Source organism: Paenibacillus sp. FSL H7-0918 (genome assembly GCF_038007025.1).
Classification (GTDB): domain Bacteria; phylum Bacillota; class Bacilli; order Paenibacillales; family Paenibacillaceae; genus Paenibacillus_AQ; species Paenibacillus_AQ odorifer.
The window spans coordinates 1154600-1168351 of sequence record NZ_JBBOWJ010000002.1 but is presented as its reverse complement, the minus strand read 5'-3'; the positions used below and the strand labels follow the sequence as shown (position 1 = coordinate 1168351).

Genomic DNA, 13752 nt, shown 5'->3' with positions numbered 1-13752 from the left:
TGATCCGTCAGGAGGAATGGAATGAGTAAATTTATAGTTGTAGCCATTGGCGGTAATTCATTGGTGAAAGACAATGGCCGCGATTCTATAGAGGATCAATCTGAGGCAGTACGTGAAATTGCTGTCAATATCGCTGATCTGGTGCAAGCAGGCAACGATGTGGTGGTTACTCACGGCAACGGTCCACAGGTTGGATTCGAGCTGAGACGAAGCGAGGTGGCTTCGGAAGTCACTGGAATGGATGTTACTCCGCTGGTCAATTGCGTGGCGGGCACGCAAGGGGGCATAGGCTATTTAATTCAGCAGGCCTTAACAAATGAATTCATTCATCGCAGATTAGACAAAAAGGTTGCCACAGTCATTACTCAGGTCGAGGTTAGCAAAAATGATCCGAATTTTCAGTCTCCCTCGAAACCAGTGGGCTCCTTCTTCACGCTTGAGCAAGCAGAGGAGATGAAGCGTGCCAAGCCAGATTGGGTCATCATTGAGGATTCAGGACGAGGTTACCGCCGTGTTGTTCCATCGCCTAAGCCGATTGATATCGTTGAAAAAGACGTCATTAAATCACTCATTGAGACGGGTTATGTGGTAATCGCTGTTGGCGGAGGCGGGATTCCTGTGATCAAAACCGAAAATAATACCTACGAAGGTATCGATGCAGTCATTGACAAAGACTTTGCTACAAGTCTGCTGGCCGAACAGATCGATGCAGAATCTCTTATCATTACAACAGGAGTTCCTCAGGTATGTGTGAATTTCGGTACGCCTGAGCAGAAGGCTCTTGAAGAAGTTACAGCGGCAGAAATGTTGGTATATGCGGAGCAGGGTCATTTTCCTGCTGGCAGTATGCAGCCTAAAATTGAAGCAAGTCTTGGCTTTTTGAAAAAAGAGGGACGCAGAGTTATCATTACCAATCCGGAAAATATGAAAGCTGCGATGAGCCAACAGGCTGGCACACATATTGTAAATTAATAGGATCTAATTTATCTCATCATTTCATGGAGACCGCCACTGATCTAAATCAGGGCGGTTTTTTGACATATTCATGAATTGTTATCTAACTGTTGCTTTCAGATGGCCATATTCTGGTGAATAAAAGGAAGATAAGAGGTAAAACTATGTCCACTATAGAGAAAAAAATACATTAAAATGCGGGGGTAAAAGATGATATCGAATAAAGGAACAACACAACGTTTTACCAGGGCTACAATTCTTTGTTGTATTTGTGCATGTACAGTATTGCTAAGTGGATGCACTAAAGCAGCGGATGAGACTCAAGTGCCTACTCCAACAGCTCAAGTAGAAACCGCAGCACCTTCTGCAGAAGCAACTACACCTGTACCTACGAATAACGCAACAGAACAACCTCTAACATCTGCGTCACCCGGCTCAAATACTGGGAAACTTCCAGAGGGGGTTAGCGTTCAGAGAGTTATCAAGGAGGTTTCGTTAAAAGATAACTATCATAAAAAGGTTGAGCTGCTAACTGACGGAGGCAAGCGGGTCACCATTACAGATCCGAATCAAAAGATTGTTTTGCAGCAGATTGAATATGACGGAAGGATCACTGCGGTTAAGGGTAAACAGGTTACCGTTCAAGTGGAGGGCGGTAAAGAGCAAACCTTAACGATTCCTGATCATATAGTCATTGAAGATGAAGACAAGCTCGGATTGAATAATGGCGTTGAAATCGAGTGGACGGTAAATGCAGATGGACAAATCGAAAGTGTGGAATTGGACGATTAAAAATTTACCGAGGTGAGCTGGATGAAATTTCTAATCGTACTTGGTAGTATTCTTGTTCCCATTGTTATGCTGATGTTACAGGGGAAATCGATAAAGTGGCGTATGGTTTTTAATGTTGTTTCGGTCTTAAGTGCGATTATCTTTGGAAATATTTCCGCCTTGGCGATTTACGAGATATTAAGAGATCATGCTGTGTTTATGACCTCGATCCATGCGATATTTTTAAATCCAATGTTTCTTATTACCGGAGCCTATCTTGGCGTATATTTAATTTATCGGTTGATGATAATTTCGTATGATGAGGTTTATATGTGATCGGTAGAACATAAATAGGGATGTTCCCTGAAGGGACACCCCTATTTGTGTTGTTAACAGGACGGGGGGTTAAGAGGACTTTCCTACAACGTTTGTTCCGCTCTTCGTGATCTTGTAGGTGATGATATCCCCATTCCAGAAGTGGAACTTCAGGATAACCTCGCCGTCTTTAACATCTTTAAAGAACGCGGGAAGCAGCTTGATTTCTTTAGTGTTATAAGAAGGTGAGAAGGTATTGCCGAATTCCTTAAATGGAGTCCAGTCCTGCGGACCTGCATTGCCACCAGCGGTATACACAGCTTCCATTGTGGCAAGCTGGTTACCATTAAAGGTGGTCGGAATGGCAAAGGATTCAGTCGTGCCTTTTGCATCGCTTAATTTAGCTGTGTCATACACAATGACCTTAAGTCTCCACGCAACACCCTTGTTGAATTTCAGAGTCAGCACGGCATTTTCACCATATTTTTGGGAAGCTGTGAGCTTTTTGAGTTGGCTGGCTTTGAGGGTGAGCTCCTCACCATTTAAGGTGTAATCTTTACCTTTGGTCAGATACTTTCCGTTGGCACTAATGGTGGTTAGCTTATTGCCGTTCAGGTTTAGCTTAACCTTGGTATCTTTAATTTGTGCACCTTTTTTTAGGTAGACCAAATCGCTTTCGGTGCTGGAGGAACGCTCCTTCAGACCAGACATTAATACATTGTGGAGTTCAGGATCAGACCACTTATAAGTTTTACGGTTGAAATGCTGCCCGTTATCCCAGAGCATGGAAGTCATTTTCTTTTCTTTCAAATAATAAGTCAGATACTCGAAGAATTTAAGCTTCTCGCCCTGTTCAATCACACCCGTGTCTTTATCGAAACCTAATAAACCAAATTCGCCGACGATGACAGGGATGCCTTTAGCTACAAATGTATTGTAAACGTTATCAAAAGTTTGAGTGATATCATTTTTTGTATCTTTTTCAAATGTGGTGTAGCCGGCAATGTTCACACTAAACGGCCAGAAGCCATAGAAGTGAACGGTCGCAATAATATTTGAATCGTTCAGAGCCGTAATCGTCTTATAGAGATGATCCATTCTTGTTTGCGTAGGTGAAGACTCTAATGAAGGTAATACAAGTGGGCGGAGGTCGTTTTTCCCACCGGATTTCCGCACGATTTGATAGAAAGAGTTATTAAGTTCAGTAAGCATTTGCTCCATTTTTGCTTCGTCTGTGCTTCCACCATCGGTGAACCGAGGCTCATTTATGCTCTCGAACATCAGCTTATCGGATTTGTCCTTGAAGCGATCGGCAATTTGAGTCCAGGCTGCATTATAACGTGCCAGCGTTTCATCGTGTTTTTCTTCCATATGGCTTACCCATAGCCAGGAATCATGATGGACATTAATCATGACATAAAGCTTGGCGTCCAGTGCCCAGCCGACAACTTCTTCCACACGGTCGAGGTAGGCCTTTTCTAGGGTATAGTCTGGTGCCGCACCCATGTGAGTATCCCAGGTCACAGGAATCCGAATGCTTTTATAGCCTTGAGCGGCGATCTTTTTAATAAGATCTTGGGTCACACGTGGATTGCCCCAGGAGGTTTCATCCTCACCTGTAGCATCTAAAGTATTGCCAAGGTTCCATCCGGGCTGCATTTCGTCTACATAGGATTGGATCTTACTCTTTGGCGCTGCCTTAGCTTGTTGCTCGTCCTTAGTTGCAGCTGCGGCCATGGATGAGAACAGAGAGAGCAGAAGAGCGGTGACAAGTGTCAATGATAAGAAGGATTTCTGGATTCGCGTAGTCATTGAATTCTCCTTTGTGAGATAAATTTAGGATGCTTGGACCTGGCTTTGACGCTGTACTCGGTGGTTAGATGAACACAAACACCTCCAGTTTTATTTTGTAAACGCTTTCTGAATATACCCTAACATAGAATACACTTAGCGAGTACCTTACTAATTTGTGGTAAATTCATATAAGAATTAGTGATTTAAATTAATTTACCCCACAGTTGGATAAAGAAATTATTTAAATAACCCTACTCATAGAAATTGGTTATTCAATAGGATTATCTCTAGCTGCCCGTTATACAAAAAAGAAATATAACATGACAAAAGCATATATATTAGTTATGATGAAGCATGAAAATTTAAAATTAGAAATAGGTGCCAACTATGAATGTTGCGGAAGTACAATCATAGATTGGTTAAATGGAAAGCGGGTGTGAATCCCGCGCGGTCCCGCCGCTGTGAAAGAGGAGTCCTTGCAAAATGCCACTGGGAAACTGGGAAGGCAGCAAGGGTGATGATACTTGAGCCAGAATATCTGCCTTTTTCTGTTACACCATCAAACTCTACGATCGATAGAGAGGTGCTTGAATAGTGTTTGCCAGCTATTACTGTGGTTCACTATCTTAACCTCTTGACGTTTATGTTGAGTGGTTTTTTTGTGGTTATGAGAAAGTTTATTCTGTTTTTTATCATAGGTATGAAGGGAAGGGTTATGGAAAAATGAAGAAAAATAAGTTTTTAGCGTGGTTACTTATTGTAGCTGTATTTATTACGACATTCTCTACAAGTGTAATCCCGGCTCAAGCAGATGGAGCAAGCTCTACCCTTAAAGGGTATGTATCTGTATCCGTAGAGAAATTCACCTTAGGCCAAGGGTATATTAAGGAACCTATTAAAGTTCCGATTTATGAAGGCGATAATGGCGCATCTTTAATAACACGTGCGCTAGGTGATGGGAATTATAGATATTTAGGAAATATAGATAGTGGTTTTTATTTATCAGAAGTTAAAGATAGTGGCAGAAGCGAAGTCAATATTCCACAATATATTTTAGATATGATTTCAGCCGATGGGAATACAGTCAGCACTAAAGCAGACCCCGAGTGGTTAAGTCAGTTTGACTACACCTCCATGTCGGGTTGGATGTATGCAGTAAATAATGTGTTTCCTCCGTTTGGGATGACCGATTATAAGCCTCAAGACGGTGACATCATTCGAACTCAGTTCACCACTTATGGCTATGGTTCTGATCTTGGCGGCTGGGGGGAAATCCCAGTTCAACTTGCCAATAAGGATGCTTTAACTGCGGAAATCGCCGAGATTAACAGTGCCCCTAATAAAGAAACTATTTTGGACAGACCAGTAGTGCAATCGGCAGTTTATGAAGCCTATTCCGTGCTCGAAAACATGGCAAGCTCTCAAATAAGTGTAGATCATGCGCTTGTCGGTCTTAATAATGCATTAGACATAGAACCCCCTGTTATTACAGTAAGTGGCATACAAGATAAACAGGAAGTATCCAATAAAGAAATAAGCTTCAAAGTAGCTGTCACAGACAATGTATATAGTGACATTACTCCAGAAGTGAAGCTGAATGGAGTTACTTTATCACCTGCAAATGGGGAGTATAAAGCTACTCTGAATTCAGGCAGTAATGCAATTACTGTAACGGCTCTTGACGGAGCTGGAAACAAAACAAATGTAACTTATCAGGTTACTTACAAACTGGAAACTTCAGTTGCCGTCAAACAACAGTTAGATAAAAACCTTGCTTATATTTTAAATACTGTAAAGAATCCAACGTTTGGAACAGGCAGCGGAGAATGGTCGATCCTTTCTCTGGCCCGGGCGAACTATACAGTACCTAACGGTTATTATGATCTCTATTACAATAATGTAGCTACGAAAATAGCATCAATCATTAAAGAGGATGGAAAACTCGACGCCAATAAAAGCACAGAGAATTCCAGAGCGATTCTAGGACTTACCTCTATCGGAAAAGATATCACAAATGTTGCGGGATATGATCTGAGAAAAGCACTCGCTGATTATCAATATATCCAAAAGCAAGGCAATAATGGTCCGATTTTTGCTCTGATCGCGTTAGATAGCCATAACTATGAGATCCCTGTAGTTGATGGAGTTACAGAACAGACCACAAGAGAAAAACTAGTTCAGTACATTTTAGATAAAGAGGTTAAAAAAGGTACAGCAGAAGCTGGTGGCTGGGAATTAGGCGTAACCAAAGCCGATGTCGATATGACTGCGATGGCGATGCAAGCTCTTGCACCTTATTATGCATCCCGTGATGATGTAAAAGCTGCCGTGGATCGGGCCATCCAATGGCTGTCCGATAACCAAAACAATCAAGGCGGATTTACAAGCTGGGGAAGCACTAGCAGCGAGAGTATCTCGCAGGTAATTGTAGCCTTAACTGGTGTAGGCGTAGATCCGCACACTGACGCTAGATTTGTTAAAAGTGGAAATTCGCTTATTGATGCATTACTTAGCTTTGCTGCACCTGAGGGTGGATTTAAGCATATCCTCACAGGCAAAGTGGACAATATGGCGACGGACCAAGGTACGTATGCTCTTGTGTCCTATGATCGTCTGATCAATCATAGCAACCGTCTCTTTGATATGAATGATGTGCAACTGGAACAACCAGAAGAACCGGGGCCTGGGCAACCAGAGGGTCCGAAAGAACTTCCGTTACCTTCTGGGGAGAACCCGAAAGTTGAAATCCCAAATGACGCTAATGATTATATCGTTCCGATCAGCGCTGGAGATAGCAACAAAGAAATCACAGTAGCTATTTCAGAAGAAAATCAATCAAAGGTTAGTGTCAATTTACCAAGTAACAGCGACCTTCCTCAGATAGAGGCCATAAAAGGTAACGTATCTGTAGTCATTCCTAAGGGTGCAAAAGTTACGAGTGGGGATGCCTCAACGATTGAACTGATTTCAGCTTTAACCGGTGCAGAATCTGCACTAAAAGATAGTGTGAATCAGATTATTCCTGGGGACAAGAAGCTTGATAACATTCTTCAAGCATTTTCCATGGGTGGTAGTGCAAGAGTAGAATTTAGTCAATTTATTACGTTAACCTTTAAGGACCTTAAAGGAAAAGAAGCTGCTTATATTCAAAATGGCACCCCTCATGCCATTCAAAAATTTGCAAGTGATGACTTAGGTTTTGCAAGCGGTAAGTCTGAGTATGCCTATGATAGTGGAAATGACTTAATTGTAAAAACCAATCACTTCACTGACTACATTGCGTATGCTTCCAGTGCAGTACAAACACCTGGCGGCGACGGTGGTAACGGTAATGGTAGCGGAAATGGTGAAGGAAATGGCGGCAACAATGGTGGCAACAATGGTGGCGGAACCACTCCATCGAAACCATATGTAATCCTGTCCGTGGATAAGCTTACGATTAATAAGGGATATGTTGTTCCATCTGTACAGGTAGAGCTACAATCTGGTGACACAGTGTGGTCTGTACTAAAAAGAGTGCTGGATAGCCGCGGTATCGACTATAGAGATTCCTGGAACAGTGACTTTGGAAGTGTATATGTTGAATCCATAGCTGGTGATGGGGAATTTGACCATGGCAGCGGCAGTGGATGGATGTATAATGTGAATGGGAAATATCCTAATTATGGAGCATCTTCATATGACCTAAGTTCCGGGGACAGAATTCAGTGGCGTTATACTACGAATTTGGGTGTGGATCTAAATGCACCGATACCAACTACAAGCCCTACTCCAACCCCAACGCCTAAGCCTGGTGCTACTCCTGCTCCTGGTGGGGGAGCTAATCCGGAAGCCGGCGTTGATCCAAATGTGAGTCCATCTCCAACAGTGACTCCTAAGGATCCTACCCAGAACACGAATGATATTAAACAACTGTATACAGATGCTGATAAGATCTCTTCCTGGGCCTATTCAGCGATTGAAACAGCTACAGTAAAAGGATATATCCAAGGTAATAATGGCCAGGTGAATCCGAAAGCTTATATCACAAGAGCGGAGTTCACTAAGATTCTCGTTTCTGCATTAGAACTTGATATTAAGAGTGATAAAGGCATTACCTATAAGGATGTCGCTCTAGGTGATTGGTTCTATCCATATGTGAATGCTGCGCATAAGGCAGGTCTAATCACAGGCTTTAATAATGAATTTAAGCCAAATGACAAGATTACTCGTGAGCAGATGGCAGCAATTATCGTCAGAGCATTGGCCATCCCGGCGACGAAGCCAGGAACAGCGATTAAAGATATCAACACCGTATCGGCATGGGCCAAAGCAGATGTAGAGACCGTTGTTGCGACTGGTTTGATGTTAGGTGATGATAATCAATTTAAACCTAAAGAGCTTGTAACTAGAGAAATGGCGGCTGTTGTAGCTACTAGAACCCATGATTATAAGAGTGGGAACAAAGTGGTTAGTCCGACTATTCAGAATAAAGCAGTTAGTTCTTATATTCAGAACACAGCTGCCTTTTTGCAAAAAACAGTAACAAACCCGGTTATCTCCTCGGTTGGCGGGGACTGGACAGTGTTCGGGCTGGCACGTTCAGGCGTGAAGGTTCCAGATAGTTATTACACTAAGTACTACGCGAATGTAGAAGCAACTCTTAAAGAAAAAGCTGGGAAGCTGCATAGCGTAAAATATACGGAATATGATAGAGTTATTTTGGCATTAACTTCAATCAACAAAAATATTGATAAAGTGGCGGGTTATAACCTACTGGAACCGCTCGCGGATTTTGATACTGTAATTAAGCAAGGTATTAATGGACCTGTGTTTGCTCTCATTGCACTGGACAGTAATCATTACGACATTCCAGTGGTTAAGGGTGTAAAGACGCAGACGACTAGAGAGCTGCTCATTGATTATATTTTGGGCAGAGAGATCAGCGGCGGTGGATGGGCACTAGGCAGTAATGCTACAGCGGCTGATCCAGATATCACGGGGATGGTCATTCAAGGCTTAACGCCTTATTACAAAACCAACGCCAAAGTAACAGCTGCTGTGGACCGGGGGATTGCTTGGTTATCCAAAACACAGACTGCAGACGGTGGTTTTGCAAGCTGGGAATCTACAAATTCCGAAAGCATCGCTCAGGTGATTGTAGCTTTAACTGGCCTTGGTATTGACCCGCATAAGGATTCCAGATTTATCAAAAATGGACATTCCGCAGTAGACGCATTGCTTAGTTTTGCTGCACCTGAAGGTGGCTTTTATCACGTGAAGCAGGGTGGAGTAGGCAATGGAGGCGCGCAACCAGGAGAAGTAGATCTTATGGCTACGGATCAGGCGATGTATGCACTGGTTTCCTATGATCGGCTCGTTAATGGCCAGACACGTCTTTATGATATGACAGACGTCAAATAGAATTTTATTTAGAGAGATAAGCAAGGGTAGCGTGTATACCCTTGCTTATTATTTAAGGTGGGACTAGAGAAATGAACAAGAAGAAATGGTTAACAGCGATACTAATCATAGGTGTATTGGCTATCGCCTTCTTTTGGGGCGGGGATTACCAGAAGAGCCCAAACAAGGTCGCAAATAGTAGCGTTGAGACACAGGTTATAGAGCCAGAGAACACTGCTTCCGCAACAAATGATGATGTTGAACCCACTGAGGCAATCGCTACCGAGACAACAGAGATAACACCGTCAGCTACGCCAAGTGAAACAGCTAAGCCCATTGAAACCCTAAAACCAAATGAATCGGCAACACCAACGGAAGCTGTAACACCAACAGGAACTGCAGCACCAACAGAAGTTGTAACGCCGGTCGCAACAACAAAACCTGCTGCAACGAAGCAACCGACCGCAACGCCGAAAGCGGCTAAAACGTCCGTGCCGGAAACGAAAGCGACGGCAAAACCCGTAACAAAACCTGATTCAAAAGTAGCGACAACAGAAACCAAGCAGGAACCGAAAAAGGATAAATTTCTTACCGATCCAGTGCCAAGCGGGAAACCTAAACCAGTGGAATGGCAAGATGCAACGGTAGATAAGAAGAAGCAATTAACGGCTACCTTGTCCGTCTCAGCGGCAACAATTTTAGATAACATGGATATTTTTAATCAGGATAAGCTTGAAGTATTGCCGGCAGATGGTATCATTTATAAAGCGCAGAAGGTAACCTTTTATGAAGGTGAGTCTGTGTTTGATGTTTTACTAAGAGAAATGAAAAAGAATAAAATCCATATGGAATTTAGCATGACGCCGATCTATAACAGTAATTATATTGAAGGCATAAATAATCTGTATGAATTCGATGCTGGAGAGCTTAGTGGATGGATGTACAAAGTAAATGGCTGGTTCCCTAACTACGGCAGTAGCCGTTATGTTCTCAAAGATGGCGATGTCATTGATTGGGTATACACTTGTGATCTAGGTCGAGATGTGGGTGGTTATGTAGCCACAGGAGGAGCTCAGAAATAATGAAGGATAGCTTTTCTACCTTTCATCCGTTTGTGAATTTTCTATATTTTGTTGTTGTATTGCTGTTTAGCATGGTGTTCATGCATCCTATATTTCAAGTGATTGCCCTTATTAGTGCTGTAGCCTACTCAATTATGTTAAAAGGAAACAAGGGCATCCGATTTAATCTGCTTTACATGATTCCTTTTCTGCTGTTTATGGCAGTGATGAATCCTGTTTTTAATCATCAAGGGGTAACGATCTTGTTCTATTTAAACAACGGGAACCCTATTACGAAAGAATCGATTCTTTATGGCGTGGCAGCGGCGTGTATGTTTGTGACGGTAATTATTTGGTTCTCCTGTTATAACGTCGTGATGACCTCGGATAAGTTTATTTATATATTCGGAAAAATACTGCCGGCACTGTCGTTGATTTTTTCGATGGTGCTTCGTTTTGTTCCTAGATATTTAGCGCAAATCAAGGTGATTTCTAATGCTCAAAAATGTATAGGCCGGGATGTCTCCCAGGGAAATCTCCTCGCGCGTGCGCGGAATGGCATTACGATCCTCTCCATTATGACCACCTGGGCTTTGGAAAATGCGATTGAGACAGCAGATTCCATGAGATCGAGAGGGTATGGATTGCCGGGCCGTACAAGCTTTTCTATCTTTCGGTTAGATGCCCGAGACAAAGTAGCCCTCTTGATCATGACAGGCTTAATTGCGCTGGTAGCCGTAGGGGCAGTGATGGGTGAGAACACCATGAGATTCTATCCGTCGATTAAAGCGAGCGCAATTACGCCTTTTAGTATTCTTATATATATCGCTTATTTTGCGTTATGTATGATCCCAGTGCTCATCAATATGGTGGAGGCAATGAAATGGAAATCTATCGAATCGAAGAACTAAGCTTTACTTTTCCTGAACAAGAGCAAGCGGCTCTTTCGAATATTAATCTTACGATTGAAAGTGGAGACTTCATTACTATTTGTGGAAAGTCAGGCTGTGGCAAAAGCACTCTGCTTAGACAACTGAAAACAATTCTAACCCCACATGGCAGTCGCCAAGGGGCAATTTATTATAAGGGTCAACCTGTAGAGGAGATTGATCAAAGAACGCAGGCAGCGGAAATTGGTTATGTACTCCAAAGTCCGGACAATCAAATAGTGACAGATAAAGTATGGCATGAGCTTGCCTTTGGGCTGGAGAGCTTGGGGTATGATCATTCTACTATTCGTCTGCGTGTGGCGGAAATGGCCAGTTTTTTTGGGATCCAGACCTGGTTTCATAAAAGTGTGACCGAGTTATCAGGCGGCCAGAAGCAGCTGCTTAACTTAGCCTCCATAATGGCTATGCATCCCTCGGTTCTAATCCTCGATGAGCCTACCTCCCAGCTAGATCCTATTGCGGCTTCCGATTTTCTGGAGACGGTCAAAAAAATAAATCGTGAGCTGGGAACAACCGTGATCATGACCGAGCATCGTCTAGAGGATGTTCTTCCGCTTACAGATCGGTTGATTGTGCTGAATGAGGGAGTTGTGATCGCCGATGATACCCCGCAAAAGGTGGGCGAGGCTTTAAGTAAGCTGAACCATCCGATGTTTCTGTCCATGCCCTCACCGATGCAGATTGTTGCAGGAGTAGATCATGACTTAGCGTGGCCTGTGACTGTGAAGGAAGGGCGCCAATGGTTGGATGCTTTTCTAAAGGGTAAGACTCCTGCAACGATGGCAGAAACTCAGCCTAGCACGAAAGAGGCCGGCCCTGTAGTCATAAAGTTTAAGGACGTATGGTTTAAATATGATAAAAATGGCCCGGATATCATTAAAGATTTGTCGTTTGAAGTGAAGCAAGGGCAATTTTATTGTATTGTTGGCGGGAATGGGACGGGGAAGACATCAACGCTGTCGCTGATGAGCGGGATCCTTCAGCCTTACAGAGGGAAAGTTCTAATCGGTGGGAACAACCCTGCGAAGATGAATGCCAAAGCGTTGTTTACTAACAATCTGGGCATCCTCCCGCAAAATCCGCAAACCTTATTTGTGAAAAAAACAGTCGAGCTAGATTTATATGAAATGTTATCCCAGCTCTCTTTGACGAAGGAAGAAAAAACCGCCAGAGTTGAAGCTGTGGTAAAGTTCGCAGAACTGGAACATCTCCTCTCCATGCATCCGTATGATCTCAGTGGGGGAGAACAACAGCGTGCAGCGTTGGCGAAGGTGCTTTTGTTAAAACCAAAGATTCTGCTGTTGGATGAACCGACCAAAGGACTGGATGGACCCTTCAAAGAGAAGCTAGCCGTATTCCTGCAAAAGCTCAATGCCGAAGGCGTTACTATTGTAATGGTCTCGCATGATGTTGAATTTTGTGCCAAATACGCTGAGGTCTGCGCCATGTTTTTTGATGGAAGTATCATCACTACGAATGAAGCACAGAAGTTTTTTGCGGGAAACAGCTTCTATACAACGGCCGCCAACCGTATGGCGCGTCATGTATGGAATGAGGGAGTAACGATAGAGGGTGTGATTGATTTATGTCAAAGAAGCAGATAACGGATCGTCGTTTGAGTCGTCGAACTTTATTAGCGGCACTACTAATCCTCATAGTCATTCCAGCTACGATTTTATTAGGCATCTTTGTGCTAAATGATCGGAAGTATTATTTTATCAGTCTATTAATTGTTATCTATACGATGATTCCTTTTGCGATGGTATTCGAGAACCGGAAGCCGCAGGCGAGGGAGCTGATCGTTATAGCGGTGTTAGCAGCCATTGCCGTGGCGGGACGCGCAGCCTTTTTTATGTTGCCGCAGTTTAAGCCAGTGGTTGCTATTGTCATCATCGCAGGGGTAAGCTTGGGTGCGGAGGCAGGGTTTCTGGTTGGCGCTGTTGCAGGCTTTGTCTCGAATTTCTTCTTTGGGCAGGGGCCTTGGACGCCTTGGCAAATGTTTTGTTTTGGCATCATTGGCTTCCTGGCGGGCATTTTCTTCAAGAAGGGTCTGCTTAAAAAGAATAAGCTGTCGCTGTGTATATTCGGAGGCTTAGCGACGTTTTTCGTATACGGAGGCATTATCAATATAGGCTCGCTGATGATGTTCACTTCAGAGTTCTCATGGCCGGCTTTAATGACCACTTATATTTCAGGTTTTTGGTTTGATATGGTGCATGCGATCTCGACGGTGGTGTTTTTGTTTTTTATTGCTAATCCTATGATTGAGAAGTTGGATCGGATAAAAACGAAATATGGGTTGATTGCCCCTTAGGTTCTTGGTGTTAGCTTTTGGACGTTGTGCGCTGTGGGCTTTTTACGCTGGCGGACGCTCCGCTTTTCCACAATCAGTCCGTTCTCTCCGCTGCTATCAGCGCGAATTCCAAAACACCAACACACAAACACAAACTAAAGGCTCAACGCCTCCCGCTTCGGTTTTTACCGGAAGGGGGAGGGGAACTAGTGGCTACGAATCAGGCCACTGT

9 protein-coding genes and 1 riboswitch are annotated in these 13752 nt (G+C 43.4%); of the genes, 8 read left to right on the top strand and 1 reads right to left on the bottom strand.

The annotated features are described in order from the left end of the window. Positions 1 to 21: 21 nt before the first annotated feature. From arcC to MHI15_RS19095, 3 genes are all read left to right on the top strand, one after another. Positions 22 to 972, top strand: coding sequence for a carbamate kinase (gene arcC / locus MHI15_RS19105; RefSeq protein WP_076128616.1), 951 nt, complete (start codon positions 22 to 24; stop codon positions 970 to 972). A 192-nt stretch (positions 973 to 1164) separates the two neighbouring features. Beyond that, on the top strand, positions 1165 to 1746 hold the full coding sequence (locus tag MHI15_RS19100; protein WP_076128618.1) for a hypothetical protein: 582 nt from the start codon (positions 1165 to 1167) through the stop codon (positions 1744 to 1746). Between the two features lie 21 nt (positions 1747 to 1767). After that, the gene (locus tag MHI15_RS19095; protein WP_076136793.1) at positions 1768 to 2061 is read left to right on the top strand and encodes a transposase; all 294 of its coding nucleotides are present in this window, start codon (positions 1768 to 1770) and stop codon (positions 2059 to 2061) included. Between the two features lie 69 nt (positions 2062 to 2130). On the opposite strand, the gene MHI15_RS19090 is transcribed toward MHI15_RS19095, so the two are convergent. Next, complete coding sequence (locus tag MHI15_RS19090) at positions 2131 to 3852, bottom strand: cellulase family glycosylhydrolase (protein ID WP_341164709.1); 1722 nt, start codon at positions 3850 to 3852, stop codon at positions 2131 to 2133. A 341-nt stretch (positions 3853 to 4193) separates the two neighbouring features. Then, positions 4194 to 4394: riboswitch (cobalamin riboswitch) on the top strand. A 163-nt stretch (positions 4395 to 4557) separates the two neighbouring features. Here MHI15_RS19090 and MHI15_RS19085 point away from each other — a divergent pair. The 5 genes from MHI15_RS19085 (at position 4558) to MHI15_RS19065 (ending at position 13541) form a co-directional block, all read left to right on the top strand. Continuing rightward, positions 4558 to 9237, top strand: a complete 4680-nt coding sequence (locus MHI15_RS19085; protein ID WP_341164708.1) for an S-layer homology domain-containing protein — start codon at positions 4558 to 4560, stop codon at positions 9235 to 9237. Positions 9238 to 9308: 71 nt separating this feature from the next. After that, entirely contained in the window at positions 9309 to 10298 is a 990-nt protein-coding gene (locus tag MHI15_RS19080; protein ID WP_076190128.1) for a DUF4430 domain-containing protein, read from the top strand. Beyond that, a complete protein-coding gene (locus MHI15_RS19075) occupies positions 10298 to 11188 on the top strand; it encodes an energy-coupling factor transporter transmembrane component T (protein WP_081392600.1) in 891 nt (296 codons plus the stop codon). Before MHI15_RS19080 ends, MHI15_RS19075 begins: the two co-directional genes overlap by 1 nt. Next, positions 11161 to 12831: an ABC transporter ATP-binding protein gene (locus MHI15_RS19070; RefSeq protein WP_339246472.1), complete on the top strand. Its 1671-nt coding sequence runs from the start codon at positions 11161 to 11163 to the stop codon at positions 12829 to 12831. The genes MHI15_RS19075 and MHI15_RS19070 overlap by 28 nt, the downstream gene beginning before the upstream one ends. Further along, on the top strand, positions 12813 to 13541 hold the full coding sequence (locus MHI15_RS19065) for an ECF transporter S component (protein ID WP_076282586.1): 729 nt from the start codon (positions 12813 to 12815) through the stop codon (positions 13539 to 13541). Before MHI15_RS19070 ends, MHI15_RS19065 begins: the two co-directional genes overlap by 19 nt. Positions 13542 to 13752: the final 211 nt, after the last annotated feature.